Origin of the sequence: Kitasatospora sp. NPDC051853 (assembly GCF_044452665.1) — a bacterium.
Classification (GTDB): Bacteria; Actinomycetota; Actinomycetes; order Streptomycetales; family Streptomycetaceae; genus Kitasatospora.
The window spans coordinates 622216-639714 of record NZ_JBITBY010000004.1 but is presented as its reverse complement, the minus strand read 5'-3'; the positions used below and the strand labels follow the sequence as shown (position 1 = coordinate 639714).

General features: G+C 76.2%; 13 protein-coding genes. 2 read left to right on the top strand and 11 right to left on the bottom strand.

All coding sequences use genetic code 11. From position 1 onward, the window contains the following. Positions 1-2: 2 nt before the first annotated feature. A complete protein-coding gene (locus tag ACIA8O_RS15215) occupies positions 3-194 on the bottom strand; it encodes a hypothetical protein (RefSeq protein ID WP_396294219.1) in 192 nt (63 codons plus the stop codon). Between the two features lie 272 nt (positions 195-466). Between ACIA8O_RS15215 and ACIA8O_RS15210 the strand changes: the two genes are divergently transcribed. Next, positions 467-2398, top strand: a complete 1932-nt coding sequence (locus tag ACIA8O_RS15210; RefSeq protein WP_396294218.1) for a LodA/GoxA family CTQ-dependent oxidase — start codon at positions 467-469, stop codon at positions 2396-2398. Beyond that, the gene (locus tag ACIA8O_RS15205; RefSeq protein WP_396294217.1) at positions 2398-3501 is read left to right on the top strand and encodes an FAD-dependent oxidoreductase; all 1104 of its coding nucleotides are present in this window, start codon (positions 2398-2400) and stop codon (positions 3499-3501) included. Before ACIA8O_RS15210 ends, ACIA8O_RS15205 begins: the two co-directional genes overlap by 1 nt. Positions 3502-3508: 7 nt before the next feature. Here the strand turns inward: ACIA8O_RS15205 and ACIA8O_RS15200 are convergent, their stop codons facing one another. The 10 genes from ACIA8O_RS15200 to ACIA8O_RS15155 all read right to left on the bottom strand — a co-directional run bounded on the left by ACIA8O_RS15200 (position 3509) and on the right by ACIA8O_RS15155 (position 17457). After that, positions 3509-6802, bottom strand: a complete 3294-nt coding sequence (locus tag ACIA8O_RS15200; protein WP_396294216.1) for an NACHT domain-containing protein — start codon at positions 6800-6802, stop codon at positions 3509-3511. A 213-nt stretch (positions 6803-7015) separates the two neighbouring features. After that, positions 7016-11107 (bottom strand): LysM peptidoglycan-binding domain-containing protein, encoded by a 4092-nt coding sequence (locus ACIA8O_RS15195; RefSeq protein ID WP_396294215.1) that lies wholly within the window; start codon positions 11105-11107, stop codon positions 7016-7018. A gap of 97 nt (positions 11108-11204) precedes the next feature. Further along, on the bottom strand, positions 11205-11651 hold the full coding sequence (locus ACIA8O_RS15190) for a hypothetical protein (protein ID WP_396294214.1): 447 nt from the start codon (positions 11649-11651) through the stop codon (positions 11205-11207). A 13-nt stretch (positions 11652-11664) separates the two neighbouring features. Next, entirely contained in the window at positions 11665-12144 is a 480-nt protein-coding gene (locus ACIA8O_RS15185; protein WP_396294213.1) for a TadE/TadG family type IV pilus assembly protein, read from the bottom strand. Next, complete coding sequence (locus ACIA8O_RS15180; protein ID WP_396294212.1) at positions 12141-12506, bottom strand: TadE family protein; 366 nt, start codon at positions 12504-12506, stop codon at positions 12141-12143. Before ACIA8O_RS15180 ends, ACIA8O_RS15185 begins: the two co-directional genes overlap by 4 nt. 53 nt (positions 12507-12559) lie before the next feature. Then, the gene (locus ACIA8O_RS15175) at positions 12560-12769 is read right to left on the bottom strand and encodes a hypothetical protein (RefSeq protein ID WP_396294211.1); all 210 of its coding nucleotides are present in this window, start codon (positions 12767-12769) and stop codon (positions 12560-12562) included. Between the two features lie 72 nt (positions 12770-12841). After that, positions 12842-13723, bottom strand: a complete 882-nt coding sequence (locus ACIA8O_RS15170; protein ID WP_396294210.1) for a type II secretion system F family protein — start codon at positions 13721-13723, stop codon at positions 12842-12844. Then, positions 13720-14694, bottom strand: coding sequence for a type II secretion system F family protein (locus ACIA8O_RS15165; protein ID WP_396294209.1), 975 nt, complete (start codon positions 14692-14694; stop codon positions 13720-13722). Before ACIA8O_RS15165 ends, ACIA8O_RS15170 begins: the two co-directional genes overlap by 4 nt. Then, on the bottom strand, positions 14694-16262 hold the full coding sequence (locus tag ACIA8O_RS15160; RefSeq protein ID WP_396294208.1) for a CpaF family protein: 1569 nt from the start codon (positions 16260-16262) through the stop codon (positions 14694-14696). Before ACIA8O_RS15160 ends, ACIA8O_RS15165 begins: the two co-directional genes overlap by 1 nt. Next, a complete protein-coding gene (locus ACIA8O_RS15155; RefSeq protein WP_396294207.1) occupies positions 16252-17457 on the bottom strand; it encodes a hypothetical protein in 1206 nt (401 codons plus the stop codon). Before ACIA8O_RS15155 ends, ACIA8O_RS15160 begins: the two co-directional genes overlap by 11 nt. Positions 17458-17499: the final 42 nt, after the last annotated feature.

The following is a 17499-nucleotide window of genomic DNA, read 5'->3' as shown; positions in this document are numbered from 1 at the left end:
GGTCAACACCCCCAGGGCCCCCACCAGGCGGGCGGCAGCGGGTCGGCGGCGGCGGAGGTGGGCTGGTCGGGGTGGAGTCCGAGGCGGCGCAGCGCGTCGGCCCGGACGGACAGGGCCGAACGGCAGGACACCCGCCCGTCCGGTTCGCGGCAGCGCATCAGGTCGATCCGGATGTCCTCCGCCGCGAAGGGCATCCAGTCGATCCCCCGGTCACGCAGTCAATGCGCGAGCCACCGCTGCACCCGGGCCGACGTGACCGGCTCCTCGAAGGGGACGGCCACCCACCCGTTCTCGTTCTCGTCCATGCCGCCATCCTGCCGCACCACGGCAGTGCGCCGGGGCGGCTACGGATTCACTCGTCCGTGCGAGCACCGGCCGGGCGGGGCCGTGGCGCGGCGGTCGGCCCCTATCCTCCGTGCGTAGGCGAACCGTTGGCGGTCCGCCCTCCCCCCGCCCGGAGGCGCTCATGCTCGACCAGGTCGTACGTGCCGCGATCCATCCCGCTATCGGGGTTGCCCGGGTGGGCAACTCCCCCGAGGAGTACTACCTCGGGCCCGAGGTGCCCGACCCCCGTCCCGCCGAGCCGGGGTTCTACAAGGACCCGGCCGGGGCGGTGAAGCGGGAGGTGGCCCGGTTCCGGATCTACGGGTACGACGCCGAGGGCCGGGTGGTGGCCGAACTGACGCCGGAGCAGGCCGAGATCAGCTGGCAGGTGGAGCTGGCCAACCTCAAGGCCGCCTGGTACCAGTTCCAGCTGGCCCTGGACGTTCCGGACGCCGCCCACGCCAAGCCCTCCCTCCTGCGCAACGCCGACGTCACCGACCCGCGCCGCGCGGACCTGGCCATCACCCCGGGGCCGGTACGCATCTCGGGGTGCGAAGTCTCCGGCCCCGCCTACCACTTCGCCGACGGCACGTTCTTCGGCAAGCAGGTCTACCTCGGCGAGCTGCGCACCGACCCCGAGGGCCGCCTGCTGGTCTTCGGCGGCTTCGGCAACTCCGCCTCGAACGACGGACGCCCCGTCACCACCTTCGCCAACAACGAGGGCTGGCACGACGACACCGCCGACGGCCCGGTCACCGCGGAGGTGCGGATCGCCGGCCGGGCGGTGCCGGTGGACCCGGCCTGGGTGGTGGTCGCCCCGCCGAACTACGCCCCGGCGGTCAAGGGCATCCGCACGCTCTACGACCTGCTCTTCGACGCCTTCGTCCAGGACGGCCAACTCCCCTTCCCCGACCGGGTTTCGTTCACCCGCCACATCGCCCCGCTGCTGCTGCGGCTGGCCGACCACCAGTGGGTGAACAACGGCTTCGCCGGCTTCTACGGCGCTCAGGGGCTGGCCGATTTCAGCACGCCCGAGGGCATGGCGCGCCTCAGCTCCACCGCTCCCGGCCGCAAGGCGCTGCGCCGCCAGGTGTTCAACGCCCTGCGCGACTACACCCGGGACGGCGCCTCCCCGGTGCCCTGGCCCTGGCTCTACGGGGACGGCATGGCGATCCCGCCGCGCACCCCGCTCCAGCACCTGGCGCTCTCCCCCACCCAGATGGAGCTCTGCCGGCTCTGGGCCGACGGCACCTTCGAGGACGACTGGGGCACCGTCCCGCCCGTGCACGAGCTGGACGGGCTCCCGCTCGCCGAGCGGCCCGCCGCGCTCGACCGGGCGGCGCTGGACTTCTGCCTGGCCGACGCCTTCCACCCCGGCTGCGAGGTGACCTGGCCGATCCGCCACCTGACGATGTACCGGGCCCCGTTCCGGATCCGGCACCGCCCCTCCGGCGAGCCCGAGCCCGACTACGGGCCGGTGCTCACCCCCCAGCGGGCGCTCGGCCCGGACGGTCCGCTGCACGCCCAGGGGCCCGGTGACCTCACCCGGTGGATGGCCGTGCCCTGGCAGACCGACACCGCGAGCTGCCGCTCCGGGTACGAGCTCGCCCTCGACCCGCGCAACGACCCCTACCTGCCCACCTTCTGGCCCGCCCGGGTGCCCAACCACGTGCTGGCCGAGGAGGACTACCGGGTGGTGGTGGACACCACCCGGCCGCTCGCCGAGCGGACCGCCGCCTTCGAGCGGCGCTCGGTCTGGCTGCGCGGCCTCAAGGGCACCAACCCGGGGCAGCTCAACCAGATGGTGGGCGACTGGTACCGGCTCGGCATCGTCGAAGTCCGGGACGGCGCGGCCGACTTCGCCGCCGTGATGCAGGTGGAGTCCGTCCCGGGGATCGACCTGACCGGGGTCGGCCACACCGACAACCTGGTGACCCTGCACGTGCCCCGGGCGGCCGACGTCACGGTGGCCCGGGACGCCGTCGCCGAGGCGATCGCCGCCAGCGGGTACACCGAGGCCGAGGTCACGGCCGGCTTCATCGACAAGGTCTCCCCCTACCGCGACGACCTCTGATGGACCTCCGGCACGACCGGTACGACGTCCTGGTGGCCGGCGGCGGCCCGGCCGGGGCCGCCACCGCGCTCGCCCTGGCCGGGGCCGGGCGCTCGGTGCTGCTGGCGGACGCCGGGAGCGGCCCGGCCAAGCCCGGCGAGTCGCTGCCCTCGGTGGCCCGGGTGCTGCTGGCCGACCTCGGCGCGGGCGGACTTCCGCTCGCCGAGGGCCACCTGCCCTGCTACGCCCACCGGTCGGCCTGGGGTTCGCCCGCACTCGGGTGCACCGACTTCATCCGGGACCCGCGCGGCCCCGGCTGGCACCTGGACCGGGCCCGCTTCGACGCCGCCCTGCGCACGGCCGCCGGCCGGGCCGGGGCGGCGGTGGCCGAGCGCACCACCGTCCGGGCGGTGGCCCGGCGGCCGGAGGGCGGCTGGACCGTCACCCTGCACGGCGGCGGCACCGTCCGCCGGGTGCACTGCCGCTGGCTGGTGGACGCGGCCGGACGGCGCCGGACGGTGGCCGCCCGGCTGCGGGTCGCCCGGCGGCGGACCGACCGGCTGGTCGCCGTACGGCTGGAGCTGGAGCCGCCGCCGGGCGGGGTGACGGACGGCGGTTCACTGGTGGAGGCCGCCCCGGACGGCTGGTGGTACACCGCGCCGATGCCCGGCGGCCGACGGCTGCTCAGCTACTTCACCGACGCCGACCTGGCCGGGCCGACCGGCCCGGCCGCCTTCCGCCGCCTGCTCGACCGCACCACCCACACCGCCCGGCTGGCCGCCGCCCACCCGGCGCCGCCCGGGGACGCCCTCCCGCGCCGGGCCCCGGCCCACTCCGCGCAGCTGGACGTCCCGCTCGGCCCGGACTGGCTGGCGGTCGGCGACGCGGCCACCGCCTTCGACCCGGTCTCCGCCCAGGGCGTGCTCACCGCCCTGCACACCGGAGCCTCGGCCGGCCGGGCGCTCCACGCCCACCTGGCCGGGGACGGCGCCGCCCTGACCGCCCATCAGCAGAACACCGACGCCCTGCGGGCCGCCTACCGGCGCAACCGGCACGCCGTCTACGCCCAGGAGCGCCGCTGGCCGGACCGCCCGTTCTGGCAGCGGCGGCACGCCCCGGACTGACGGGCCCTCAGACCTTCGGGGTCCGGGTCCGTTCGGCCATGGCCGCCCAGAAGCGGTCGAGTTCGCGCCGGGCCATGCCCTGCCAGGGTGCCGTCCGGCGGTGCAGCGGGCCGCTGCGCAGCAGGGCCTGCTGCTGGCGGCAGAAGGGTTCGCGCAGCTCGGCCCCGGGCTGTTCGCCCTTGGCCGGGTACGGGCAGAGCTCGAAGCGGCAGTCGCGCAGGCACTCGGTGCCGGGCTCGGTGGTGCCGGGCATGCCCACGGTGAGCTCGGGCCGCAGCGGGCGGCGGTCCGTGGTCAGGCACGGCGGCAGGGTGGTGCGGTTGGTGCGGGCCAGCCGCTCGTCGGCGAGCAGCCCGTCCCGCTCGGTGAGGTTGAGCAGCAGCAGGACGTCGGCGAGCAGTTGCTGGGCGCGCGGGTGCAGGGTGCTCCAGCCCACCGAGGGCGGGACCCAGAGGTTGTGCTTGCGGTAGAGGGCGGGATCGGCGGCGCTGGAGCCGATGTTGACGGTGGCTCCCTTCTCGTCGATCCAGACGAAGCGCTCGGGGTGCCCGGTCTCCAGTGCCAGCGCCGCCAGGTCCCCGGCCTCGGCGACGAAGGGGTGCAGCCTGCGCAGCCCCTCGGGCGTCAGCTCGTCGGCGGGCCGGTCGGCGGGGGCCTGCTCGCTGCCGGCCAGGGTGAGCCAGCGCTCCACCGCCTGGAACGGGTCCCCGCCGCCGCGGCCGCCGCCGGCCGGTGCGCCGGAGCCGGCCGGGCCGTCGTCGGTGCTGTCCGGCAGCTCCCAGAGGCAGAGGGCGTGGATCAAGGTCAGCTGGGAGTACCAGTACCGGGCGTGCGCGAGCATGAACTCGGCCCGCTCGATCAGGTGCTCCCGGGCCGCGCCGGAGATCGCGGGGTGCCGTCGGCGGCGGTTGGCCGCGCTCTTGAAGCCCTGGGCCAGGGCGATCTCCAGGGAGACCGGCAGGTCGGCCCGCCCGGTGGAGGCGTTCGGGGTCAGGTGCTCCAGCCAGAGGTCCATCCGCTCCAGCGCCTGGGCGCGCCGGTCGCTGCCGACCGAACCCACGATCATCGGCACCAGCCAGGCCCGGGTGACGAACTGCCGCCAGAGCTCGGTGCGGCCGGTCTCCGTGCGGCCGGTCTCCGGGGCCAGGGCCGGCACCGCCTCCTCGGGGTGGGCGATCCGCTGCTCGCGCTCGCTCCCGGCCCGGTGCTCGCGCTCGGCCACCGCCTTGCGGTACTGCTCCCAGGGGTCGTACTCGGCGGCCTTCGGGTCGTCCCTCTCGGTGGGCCAGGGGAACAGCTCCCGCAGCGCGTCGAAGGCGCAGTCGCCGCCCGCGCCGATCTCCTGGGCGATGGCCAGCCGGACGGGGTAGCCGGGTTCGATCCAGCTGATCCGCATGAACTGCCCGTAGGCCGGCAGCACCCACTCCTCGGGACGGGGGCGGCGCTCCCGGTCGATCCGGCGCAGCGCCTCGCCGAAGCGGTGCACCAGCCGCAGCTTGGCCTCCTCCCGGGCCCGGCGGTCCCCGGCGGTGATCTCCGGCCAGCGCCCCAGCACCGTCGCGGCGATCTCCTCGTGCGCCGAGTCGTCCCTCCGGCCGCTGTCGATCTCCAGCGCGGCGGCGTAGAGGTCCAGCGCCTTGTCGTCCTGACGGTTCCTCGCCGCGTCCAGCAGCAGCCGGACGGTAGGGGCCTGCGCGGTGCCCGCCGAGCGGAACCGCGAGCGCATGATCAGGGCGATCAGCAGCTCCCGCCCGGGCTCCTCCAGCGCCTTGGTGAGGGCGGCCGGGGCGGACCGCTGGACGGCGTCGAGCAGGTGCGAGCCCAGGAAGGCCTGCAGCAGGCTGTGCGGGAACCGGACCTTGCTGCTGTGGGCCTCGACCAGGCCGAGCTGCTCGCCCTGGGCCGCGTACCGGGCCAGCCGGGTGGACCAGCAGCCCTGCTCGCCGTCCTCCGGCAGGCCCGGGACGCGCTCGCGCAGGGCCGCCAGGACGGGGCCGCCCGGGGCACCGGGCGGTTCGGGACGGCCCGGGGTGCCCGCCGGTGCGGGGCGGCCGGGCACGTCGAGCTCGTCGAAGCGGACCTCCAGGCGGTCCGAGAGCAGTCCGACGCAGGCCAGGGCCGAGATCACCGCGACGGTGTCCCGACGCTCCTCCTCCGTGATGTCGAACTGGGCCCGCAGGTGCCCCTCGACCAGCGCCTTGGACCAGGACTCCAGCAGACTGACCCGGATCCCGGCCCGGTCGCTGCCCCGGGTCTCGATCTGGTCCCACTCCTTGGCGTTCTCGAAGTGCTCCAGGAGTTGATGGTTCCTCAGCTGGCGGGCGATCTGCAGGTAGAGCGGGGACTCCGCCACGCCCGCGGTCTCCACGATCCAGTCCAGCCGGCGGCGGTCCACCCCCGGGTCGTTCTGCTCCAGGTAGAGCAGGGCGGCCTCCTCGCTGAGCGGTTCGAGCTCGATGACCGCCGCCTGGGTGCCCTCCAGCGCGGCGTGCGGACGGGAGGCGATCACCAGCGGCAGCCGCTGCTTCTCGGCCCGCCGGATGGCGCGGCGGATCACGCTGTCCCGGTTCCACTGCTCCTCCCCCTCGATGAACGCCTCCTCCAGGCCGTCCGCGATGACCACGGCCTTGTCGTCCATGCAGATCTGCCGCCAGACCCGCTCGGCCTGCGCCCGGGAGAGCACCCCCGGGTCCACCTCGTCGCAGAACCGCCGCTTGGCCAGCTCGCCGAAGTTGAAGTCGTCCCGGTCCAGGTCGGCCCCGCGCAGGTGCACCGGGACGGGCACCGCGCCCTTCTCCGCCAGCAGCTGGGTGAGCTGCACCAGCACCGCCGTCTTCCCGCTGCCCACCCCGCCGACCAGGATGTACGGGCGGCGGCTGCGGCGGTCCCGCAGGGCCTGGGCGATCACCGAGCAGAGCTCCTGACGGCCCACCACCTCCTCCATCACCGACCCGGCGGTGGGCACCAGGTCGCGGGGCGTGCGCTTGGCGGTGCGGCGCACCGGGCGGACGATCCGCCAGCGCCGCACCGCGAGGAAGACCAGGGTGCTGAACGAGAGCGCCAGGAACGGGGTGGAGAAGCTGATCACCGCGCCGCAGGACTGGCCGGTGCTGCGGCAGGTCCGCTCCACGAAACCGGGTTCGCCGTCGACGATCACGTGGACCGCCATCGCCAGCCAGCCGGCGAAGAGCACCGAGCCGAGGACGGCCAGCAGCCAGGCCCAGGTGCCCGGGGTCCACCTGCGCCGCCACTTCTGGGTGGGGGCGACCCTCCGGTGCGTCTCCCGGCGGACCCGCCGCATCCGGGGCGCCCGGCGGACGGCCGTCCGGAGCCGTACCACCAGGCGTCTGCCGCGTACCCACCGCGGCGCGCTCGGTGGCCGGGTTCGTCCCGCGGGATGACGGATGACCTGGCTCATGACGGTCTTCCCTCGTCGCCGGCCCCGGACCGGTCAGTGACCCGTTCTCAGGCTAGGACTCAATCGGGAGGTCGGCACCGGGGGCCGACCTCCCGCTCAGGCGGCCGAGAGGAGGTCCCTCAGGAGGGCGACGGTGTCGGCGTCGAGGTCGCGGCCGGTGCGGCGGCTGAGCGCGTCCAGGCGGTTGACCGCGCGGACGAGCTGGTCGCGGGCGCCGGCCGAGGCGTAGGCGTAGAAGAGGTCGCGGTGCAGGAGTTCGACCTCCGGGGCGACGGCCAGGCCGCGGAAGATGGCGGCCTCGGCGGTGCGGTGGTCGCCGTACTGGAGGCGGCGGGCGGCGAGTTCGTGGGCGGTGTCCACGATCGCGGCCAGCATGTCCTGGCGCTCGGGCTCGGCCCAGCCGTAGCTGTTGCCCGGGGCCTCGGCGAACGGGGCGCCGCGGACCAGGGCCAGGGCGTGGGCCAGGGCGGCGTCGGCGGTGGAGCTGGTGCTGCGCATGCCGCGCCGGTAGAGGCTGCGGAACTCGTCCCAGTCGCAGCTGACGGTGGGGGCGAAGGCCAGGCCGTCCCCCGTGTCCAGCGGCAGGAAGGCCCGGCCCTCCGCCGACTCGCCCAGCCAGGAGGCGAGTTCGGCCAGCCGGGCGGGGAGCGGGGTGGACTGCTCGGTGGTCGGGTGCGGGTCCAGGTGGGCCGCGCCCGGGTGCAGGGCGTGGTCCAGGGCGGAGAGGTCCGCGCCCGGGCGCAGCGCCAGCAGGGCGGCCAGCTCGGTGAGCCGGGGCTGGCCCTCGGGGTTCACCGGGCCGAGCGCGCCGAGCAGGTCCGGCGGGCCGAGCAGCCGGATCCGGGGGGCGGTCCGGACGCTGTGCGCCTCCGGCGAGCGGAGGATGGCCAGCAGGTCGTCGCTGTCGCTGCGCGGGGACGGGCCGCCCGACGGCACGTAGGCGGCCGGGGGCGGGGTGGGCCTGGCCGGGGCGTGTGCGGCCACCGGGGCGGCCGCCTCGTGGGTCGGCGGCGGCTCGTAGGCGGGGACCGGCGGAAACTCGGTGGGGCGGAAGGGAGTTGACGGCTGCTCGAACGTCACGGGGGCGGCGGGCGCCGGGGGCGCGGCGGGGGCGGCCAGCGGGTACTCGCCGGTGAACGGCTGGTCGGCCACCCGGGGCAGCGGCTCGGTCTCCTCCTCGACCGACGACGGCACGGTGGACGGGAGTTCGACGGGCGTGGGTCCGGCGGCCGGCGGCTCGGGAGCCGCGAACGGGTCCGGCGCGGCGAACGGGACGGGCAGCGGATCGATGAGCGGGTCGGTGAGCGGGTCGGTGAGCGGAACGGCGGCGGCCGGCGGCTCGGGGGTGGAGGCGGCGGGCGCCGGCGGCACGGCGGCCACCGGGGCGACCGGCGCCACCGGCAGGGCCGGGAGCGGGGGCGGCGACGGGAGCGCCGGGGGGACGGACGGCACCGAGCTCGCCGAGGCGGAGGCCGAGGAGGCGGAGCCGTTCTTGCGCAGCGTCAGGCCGGCCCCGTTCAGGGTGTGCCGCGGCGTGGCCGCCGGGCTGGTGCCCGCGAACGGGCTGCTGCCGGTGCCGATCAGACGGGCGATCAGGTCCGGCCCGGCGCCGTCCCCGGGGCCGCCCGCGGTGGAGGCGGCGGCCGCGAAGGCGGGGCCGTCCAGCAGCGGGGAGGCGGGGGCCGGGGTGTCGAAGGGGTTGGAGCCGAGGAAGGTCTGCTCGGCGGCCGGCCCGCCCACGGCGGCCAGCACCGGCACCGGGAGCTCGGCGGGCTCCAGCTCCTCGCCGTCGAAGGTCCAGTCGGGGGCCGGGAGTTGGCTGGTGTCGGCGGAGCTGCGGAGCAGGTCGCCGACGTGGCCGTACTGCTCGGGGGCCAGCCGCTGGAGCTCCACGGTCAGGTGCAGGCCGGGGATGGCGGCCAGGCCGGTGCTGGGCAGGGTCCAGCGGGCCACCGGGCCGGTGCCGCGCTCGGGGGCGCGGGTGACGACGGCCAGGCAGGTGCGCGGGGTGCCGTCCAGCAGGCGGCCCAGCTCGGTGGGGAGGTTGCCGCTGGGCGGCTGGGCGGAGAGCACGATCTCGGGCACCCAGGACTCGTCCTCCTGGCCGCGGCTGCGGGCGTCCCGGGGGCTGCTCACCTCGGCGGCGACCAGGGTGGCACGGGCCCGGGCGGTGCGCGGGCCGAGTGCGGCGAGCGCCGCCTCCAGGCTGTCGTGCCGGTGCACCCGCTCGGCGGCGGCGCCGCTGAGCGGCAGGTCCTCGGCCAGGCCGACCAGGTGGAGGTTGACCCGGTCGGCGAGCGGGCTGTGGGCCAGCTCGACGGCCAGGGTGCGCAGCACGTCGCGGGCGTCGTCCGGGTGGCCGGAGAGGTGCATCAGCCGGACGGTCTCCAGGTCGGCCAGCACCACCGCGCCGTCCGGCCCGGTGCCGAGGGTGACCAGGGCCGGGTACGGGGCGGCGTGCTTGCGCGCCTGCGGGACGGAGAGCAGCTCGTTGGAGTCCTCCGGGCACCACCAGACGTTCGGCGCGTGCGCGGCCCGGAACGGCGCGATCGGCGCGGCCGGGGCGGCCAGGTGGAGCTCGACGGTGCGGCCGGAGGTGACCCGGGCCGCGACCAGCGCGGGCAGCCGCTTGCCGCCGCGCACGGTGTTGCGGCCCATGGTGCGCAGCGCGCGGTCCAGCAGGGCCAGGCCCCCGTCGTCCTGACGGACCTTCAGCTCGGACTCGAAGGCGAGCGCGGCCGGGGTGGGCAGGGCGATCCGGTGCCGCGGGCGGCGGGTGCGCTGCTGGTCGCCGCGGCGGCGGGCCACCGTGCCGACCAGCACGGCGGCCAGCACCACGCCGACGGCGGAGGCGGTCAGCGCCACGGTGTAGTCGTCGCTGGGCGCGGTGGCCCGGTCGGCGGCCGGGTGCTGGGCGGGCACGGTCGGGCCCTGGACGGGTGCGCCCGGGGAGGCCGGGACGGAGGGGGCCGGGGTGGCCGGGGCCTGGCCCTCCGGGGTCTGCGGCGCGGGGGTCTGGGCGGCGGGCTCCTGGGCCGCGGGGGGCTGGGCGGGCGGCGCGGTCTCCGGCGCGGGGGCGGGGGCCGGGGCCGGGGCGGGCGCGGCCGGGGCACCGGGGAGGGCCAGCACCATGCCCGGCACCACCACGTCGGGGTCGGTCAGCCGGGTGCCGTCGGGGGCGGTGACGCCCTTGTTGGCCTCGAAGAGCCGGGGCCAGCCCTCGGCATCGCCCAGCTCCCGCTCGGCGATGGCCGAGAGGCTGTCCCCGGCCTTGACGGTGACCGAGGTGTGACCGGTGGTCAGGGCCGCCGGGGTCTGGGCGGTCTGGGTCTGGGCGGCGGGGGCCTGCGCCGGAGCCGGGGCCGGGGCCTGGGCCTGGGCCTGCGGCTTGGCGTCGGAGGGCAGCTTGAGCTTCCAGCCGGGGTGGATGGCCCGGTCGGCGTCGAAGCGGCGGCCGTCCTCGTCCATCACCTGACCGTCGTTCAGCCTGGCGATCTCGGTCCAGCGCTCGCCGGAGCCGAGCTGGCTCTCGGCGATCGACCAGAGGCTGTCCGCCGGGCTGGTGTCGCGCACGGTGTAGGTGGGGTGCTGGTCGGCGGCGGGGGTCAGCGCGGGCGCCACCGGGGCGGCGGGCAGCGCGGCGTACTGCGCGGAGGCGGTCACCTGGGCGGGGGCCGCGGCGGGCCCGAGCTCCGGGACGGCGGCGAAGGCGGAGCCGGCCACCGGCAGCAGGGCGATCACCGAGCCGACCAGGCCGGCGGCCAGCCGCTGGCTCCAGCCGAAGGCGGGCAGCCGGCGGGCCACCCGGCCGCGCAGCTGGGCCGGGATCTCCAGCAGCACCGAGAGCGCGAAGCAGAGCCAGCCGATCCAGCCGATGGCGACCAGCACCCAGAGGAAGATCCGGCCGTCGTCGGGGCTGGTCAGCAGGTCGGTCAGGCCGGAGGTGCTCTGGCCGCCCATCCCGGCCACCGCGAGGGTGCCGTAGCCGAGCAGCAGCGGCACCCCGGCCAGCAGCACGGCCAGCAGCACCAGCGCGCCGAGCGCGGTGACCACCGATCCGGCGGTCCTGCGCCGTCGCCGGGGTCGCAGCGGCACCGGCCGCCGTGCGGCCGGTACGCCCGGGCCCGGCTCGACCCGCGAGCCCGCACCGGCCTGCCGGTCCTGTCCCTTGGTCCCTCGCGCCGCCATCAGCCCTTCCCCGCTTCCCTCACACCCCGCGCCGCTGCGGCCCTGCCGCCGCGGCGCCCGCCTGACCGGGCGTCAGCCCGGACCGGAGCCCCGCCCCTCACGGGTTCTCCGCTTGCCTGACTCCGTGCACCAGCCCGGCCGAGCCGAGGCCGTGCACGTCCAGCTCCTCCACCCGCATCGCACCGAGCAGGGTGGTCCGGTACGTGGTCCGGATCTCCACCACCACGGTCCGGTCCCCCCGGAAGCTGATCTCCGCGGGCTGCAGCCCGTACGGCTCCAGGTAGGCCGCGGCCACGCCGCGGGCCTCGTCCAGGTCCTGCTTCAGCACGTAGCCCCGGCCGCTCAACAGGGCGGCCCGGTCCAGCTGTTGGCCCACCGCGCGGGCGGCCTCCTGGGCGCGGGCGTCGGCGTTCTCGATGGCCCGGAGCCGTCCGCCGCCCTCCAGCACGATGCCGACCAGGATCACCAGGGCGGCCGCGCAGATCGCCACGAAGAGGGCGATCGAGCCCCCGTCCGCCCGTCGGCGGAGCCGTATCGGCCTCAACTCCCCTCCCCTCTCAGCCGGTTGCCCGGTAGCGGTCCAGCACCGAGGTGAAGGTGCCGGTCATGGTCTTGGTGCCGGCGGGCAGCCCCGCCAGCAGGTCCGCCAGGCGGACCTTGCAGCTGACCCGCACCGTCACGGTGGTGAGCGGGCCGTCCGGCGTGGACAGCGTGCCGTACTGGACCGGCGGGTTCTCCGCCCCCTCGCACAGCACCCCCTGCCCCGCCAGCGCCGCGGCCACCGCGTCGTGGGCGGCCTGCTCCGCCCCCTCCGGGGAGCGCGCCAGGGAGGCCGCGCGGGCACCGGAACGGGCTGCTGCGTCCACTACCCCGCCGGTGGTCTGAATACGCCCGGCCGCGACGGCGATCAGCACGAAGAAGACCAACACCGGGGCCAGGATCGCCAGTTCGATCGCGAAGCTGCCCCGGTCCGCGCCGGGGCGGCGCCGGGGCGGCACCAGGCCGAGGCGCCCGCGCAGGGCGGGCGGGCGCCTCACGGCTGCCCGCCCTGCGGGACGAACTTCTCCCGGGGGGCGCTGACCTGACGGGAGATCAGCAGCCGGTCGAACCCCGGCACCACGGCCAGCGGCCGGACGGTGACGGTGATCCGGAAGGTGGTCGGATCGCTCTCGTCGGTCCGGATCTCGACCCGTTCGGCCAGGTCGCCGACCCGGGCCAGGAAGTCCCCGGCCCGCCGTTCGCCCGACTCGGAGCCGCCTCCCCTGGCCCGGCCCGCCTCGACGCCCTCGCGGGCAGCCGTGAGCGCGGCCTGGCCCGCGTACCAGTAGAGGGAGGCCTGCACCACGAGGAAGACCAGGAACAGGGCCACCGGGAAGACCAGGGCGAGACTGATGGTCATCGCACCGCGGTCTCCCCAGCGGGCTCCGGGTCGGACGGACGGCGGGCGACGGATCACGGCGAGGGCACGACCTGGTCGGCCGGGATCTTGCCCTTGACCGTCTTGCCCAGGGTGCTCACGGCCACCACGATGGCGCCGGCGATGCCGACCAGCACCACCACGGCGAGGGCGAGCTCGATGCTGATCGCGCCGCGGTCGCCGGCCGCCCGGGCCGCGCGGAGGCGGCCCATCCGGTGGTGGAGGACGAACATGCAGAGTTGCACGGGAAGGAAGATTGCGGTGAGGAACGAGCGCAGTACGGCCACGGTGTGCTCTCCAGGGTCTACGGTGGGCGGCTAGATGAAGTTGAGCATCTGGTACAGCGCGGGAAACGCGATCAGCACCGTCATGAGCAGGGTGAGCGCCGCTCCGGGCGCCACCATCCGCTCGCTGTCGGTGTTGGCCCGGGCCAGGTCCTCCGCGAGCAGTTCGTCGCGCAGGCTCTTCGCCCGGGCCCGGAGGGTGTCGTACACGGCCGCCCCGTCGGTGCCGGACAGCCGCATGATGTCGGCGACGTCCTGAAGGGGCGTCAGGCCGAGTTCGGTGGCGAGGGCGTCGAGGCCCTCCCAGGGTGGGAGCCGGTCGGTGGTGGCGCGGTCCAGGGCGTCCCTGATCCGGCGCAGCACGGTGGAGCGGCCGACCACGGCGGCCCGCCGCAGCGCCTCGGCCGGGCCGAGGTCGGCGGCCCGCTCCAGGGCGACCAGTTCGAGGTAGGCGGCGATCCCGTTGAGGTACTCGGTGCGGGCCTCCTTGGCCTCGCCCTTGACGATGGCGTCCGGCACCAGCCAGCCCAGCAGGGCCAGCGCGGGGCCGGCCAACACGGGAACCAACACGGGCAGTTGGACGTCCATCAGGGTGGTGAGCAGCACCAGGTAGGCGGGGGCCATCAGACCGATCAGGGCGAACAGCAGCTTGTGCGCCATGAAGCGGGCCGGGGTGCGGCCGATCAGGGCGAGCTGCTGGTGCGGGATGCGCGCGCCGGCCAGCCGGATCGAACGGGCGCCGATCCGGTCGGCCCAGGCGGCCCGGCCGCCGAGCTCGTGGGTCTCCACCGGCACCCGGTGCAGGCGGTCCAGGGCCTGCGTCAAGTCCGGTGGGGCCGGTCTGAGTTCGGCCGCGAGCAGGGCGACGCCGCCGAGCACGGCGGCCCCGGCCAGGACGGACCAGACGGAGATCACGGGCCCTCCTTCCGGAACAGCGAGGGGACGGCGGGGACGGGTGCGGCGGCCGACTGCGGCCCGGCCGGCGACGGCGGGCCGTCCGGCCCGTCGGGGGCGGGCAGCCGGACGCCACCGGTCTTGCTCCGCCGGTCGGGCTCCAGCAGCCGGGGCAGCTGCGGCTGGGTGGCCAGCTTCTTCATCCAGGCGATCACCAGCACGAAGAGCACCAGGACCACCAGCAGCACCATCTGCCCCAGGAAGGTGCCGTAGGGCCGGACGTAACGGTCGTTCAGCAGCCCGACCAGCAGCACCCCGAGGATGATCACCAGCAGCCAGCGGATGGTGGTGCGGTGCTTGGCCCGGTCCGCCTCGATGGCCCGCCGCTGGCGGACCTCCTCGCGGACCGACCCGGCCAGGTCGCCCAGCGTGCGGGCCAGACCCGGGCCGCTGTCCCCGGCGCGCAGCACCAGGGCGGCCAGCACCTTGTCGGCGGTGGCGTCGGCGAGCCGGTCGCCGAAGGCGCGCAGCGCCTCCTCCGGCCGCCAGCGGGACTGCAGCCGGGCGCTGAGCTCGGCGATCTCGGCCTCCAGCGCGGGCGGCGCGGTGCGGCGGCTGGTCACGATCGCCTGGTTGAGCCCGACGCCGAGCAGCAGGACGTCACCCAGCCGCTGGGTCCACTCGGCCAGCGCCTCCAGCTTCTCGATCCGGTGCATGTCGGCCTTGGTGGCGCCGTACAGCCAGGGCAGGCCGAAGGCCACCAGGGCGACCAGCACGATCACCACCGGCGGGCGGCCGGACAGCAGGACCAGCGCCGTGCCACCGGCGAACACCAGGACCTGGAAAGGGAGTTGGCGTCGGGCCCGGTCGGAGAGACGGCTCGCGGCCGACGGGGCCGCGCCCTCCTCCGGCCGGTCGGTGCCGCGCAGCCCGACCACCAGCAGCACCAGGCCGCCGACCACCAGCAGCCCGCAGAGCACGAAGAGCAGCATCAGCGACCGCCCCCGATCCGCAGGTTGAGCGGGGCGCCCCAACTGCCGTACGCGGACTGCAGCAGACCGGCGTCGAAGCCGGCCCGGCGCAGGTCGTCCAGGCAGTTGGGCGGGGTGTGCGGCACGGCCCGGGGCTCGCCGAGGTCGGGGCGCGGGCCGAAGACGGTGTTGAGCGCCGGGCGGCCGCTCTCGCCGATCCCGGTCACCTCCATCACGTGCGAGACGAAGCGATGACGGCGGCCGCCGAGCGCGGTCTCGTCCACCATCGAGACGTGCACGATCAGGTCGACCGCGTTGGCGGTCAGCCGGTAGGCCAGGGTGTCGGTCATGTGGGCGCCGTACTCCAGGCAGAGCTCGGCGATCCGGTCCACCACCATCTGCGGGCCGCGGGCGTGCAGGGTGCACATCGAGCCGCCCTCGCCGTTGGTCATCACCCGCAGCATCGGCACCACCTCGCCGGAGCGGACCTCGCCGACGATGATCCGGGAGAGCGTCATCCGCAGCGCGGCCGGGATCAGCTCACCGATCGTCAGCTCGCCCGCCACCTTGCCGTCCACCCGCTCGCCGTTGCCCTCCCGGGCCTCCATCGGCACCACCTGGCGCAGGTGGCCCAGGGTGTGCAGCCAGAGCTCGAACTCCGACTCCAGGGTGCCGACCCGCTCGTCCGGCGGGATCTCGGCCGCCATCGCGCGCAGCAGGCTGGTCTTGCCGACGCCCTGGGTGCCGGTGATCATCACGTTCTTCCGGGCCCGGATCGCCGAGGCCAGGAAGGCGGCCAGGGTGTGGTCCACGGTGCCGAGCTGGACCAGGTCGGCCAGGGTGGCCGAGGCCACCCGGTGGCGGCGGATCGCGACGTACGGACGGGGCGTCACCTCGGTCATCGCCTGCAGGCGCATGCCGCCCTCCAGCCGCAGCGCCAGCATCGGGCTGGCGGTGGAGAGGGAGCGCTCGCCGCCGCCGTGCTGGCGGGCCAGGTCCTGGAGCAGCTCGATCAGCTCGGCGTCGCTGTCCGCCACCGGCGGTACCTGGCGCAGCGGTTGGTGGACCTTGGAGATCCACACGTCGTCGCAGCCGTTGATCAGGATGTTCTCGATGTCCGGGTCGTCCAGGTAGGGCTGCAGCCGGCCCGCCCGGAACAGCAGGTCGTAGACGGCCTCGGCCAGCGCCCGGTCCTGCTCCCTGGTCGGCGGGATGCCGTGGGTCTGGGCGTAGGCGTCGGACCAGCGGGCCACCGCCTCGTCGATCAGCGCGCGGCCGCGCTGGCGCCGGGTGGCCCGGTCGGCCTCCACCCCGGAGAGGTCGGACAGCCGGCTGAGCTGCTCGTGCAGCTCGGCCGCGACCTGGCGCTTGAGCTCGCGGGCGACCTGCTGGTCGACCGCCGGACGGACCCCGGACGGCTGGACGGCCGGCACCGAAGTGGCCTGCGCCGCAGCGGAGTCGGCCGGGCCGGTGGTGAACCGGCCGACCGGCGCCGCATGCGGTATCACCGGCTGGGCCGTCGTCCAGGGCAGCCCGGCCGGGTCGGCCGAGGGCTTCTGCAGCGGGTCGTGGAGCGGGCTACCGCGCACGGAGCACCTGCCCGTAGGTCGGCGGCTCGGCCTCGGCCGGGGCGGGGAAGGGCTCCGGCGCGGCGGGCTGCGGCACCGGCGGCGCGGGCACCATCGGGCCGGGCCGGCCGTCCGCCGTCGGGTGGGCCGGCGGGCGGCCCGGCTCCGCGAACGCGGCCTGGCGGTAGGCGCCCTGCGGGGGCTGCTGCTGCCGGGGGTTGAGCGGGCCGAGCGTGTAGCCCTGCTGCTGGGGCTGCTGCGGGTAGGCGTGCTGGGGGTACGGCTGCTGCTGCGGGTAGGGCTGCTGCGGGTATGCCTGCGGCGGCTGGGCGCCGGGCTGCTGGTAGGCCAAGGGGTGCGACTCCTGCTCGGGGGACGGCATCACCGGCACCGGGTGCTGCGGCGCCACGGCTCCCGGCGCGGTGGCCGGGGCGAGGCGCTGCCGGCGGCGTCTGACCAGCAGTTGGATCTGGTCGGCCGCCGAACGGGCGGTGCGCATCAGCTCGGAGCGGACGAACCTGCGGTCCCCGGTGTCCCCGCCGTCGGAGAGCAGCCGGGCGGTGCGCGGCGCGTGCGGGAGCACCCCGAGCACCGGCACGCCGAACTCCCGGGCGATCTCCGCCGCCGGGTACGGGCCCTCGGCCACCAACAGCACGCCCAGCGCGTCCGCCCCGCTGCCCGACTGGGCCAGGTCCTCGCGCAGCGCGGCCAGCCGGGGCCGGGCGGCGCTCAGGCCGCGCAGCGTGCTGCGCACCGTCACCACCACCGCGTCGGCCCGCCGGGCCAGCACCGCGCCCGGCCCGTACGCGCCGGACCGGCCGAGGTCCAGCAGCACGTCGTAGCCCTGGGGTTCGAGCGCGTGCAGCGCCTCCACCAGCGGCTCCCAGGTGTAGGCGAGGCCGGGGGCCTGGGCCGGGTCGGTCAGGCCGGGCAGCAGCAGGCGCTCCCCGGTGCCGTCCGGCGAGATGTCCACCAGCTGCTCCCAGATGGCCTGCGCGAGCAGGCCGCGGCGGTCCGCGACGGCGAGGTTGCGCAGCCCGTAGACCGCCTCCACCCGGCCCTCCAGCGCACCGGCCAGCACCGCGCCGCCGTCCGGGTCGCACTCCACCAGCAGCACCCGGCGGCCCGGGTGCAGCGGCCAGGAGAGCAGCAGCGCCAGCGCCCCGGTGGTCACCCCGGGGGCGCCGGGGCCGCCGACCATCGCGATCACCGCCACGGGACCACCTCCCGTGCCGTCGCCGTCGCGGGGTGACGGGCC

Bases quoted from the DNA above. Each gene is read 5' to 3' on its own strand.
- ACIA8O_RS15165 (WP_396294209.1), bottom strand. From the start codon at position 14,694: ATGCTGCTCTTCGTGCTCTGCGGGCTGCTGGTGGTCGGCGGCCTGGTG.
- ACIA8O_RS15180 (WP_396294212.1), bottom strand. From the start codon at position 12,506: ATGACCATCAGTCTCGCCCTGGTCTTCCCGGTGGCCCTGTTCCTGGTC.
- ACIA8O_RS15205 (WP_396294217.1), top strand. From the start codon at position 2,398: ATGGACCTCCGGCACGACCGGTACGACGTCCTGGTGGCCGGCGGCGGC.
- ACIA8O_RS15210 (WP_396294218.1), top strand. From the start codon at position 467: ATGCTCGACCAGGTCGTACGTGCCGCGATCCATCCCGCTATCGGGGTT.
- ACIA8O_RS15215 (WP_396294219.1), bottom strand. From the start codon at position 194: ATGCCCTTCGCGGCGGAGGACATCCGGATCGACCTGATGCGCTGCCGC.
- ACIA8O_RS15200 (WP_396294216.1), bottom strand. From the start codon at position 6,802: ATGCGGCGGGTCCGCCGGGAGACGCACCGGAGGGTCGCCCCCACCCAG.
- ACIA8O_RS15195 (WP_396294215.1), bottom strand. From the start codon at position 11,107: ATGGCGGCGCGAGGGACCAAGGGACAGGACCGGCAGGCCGGTGCGGGC.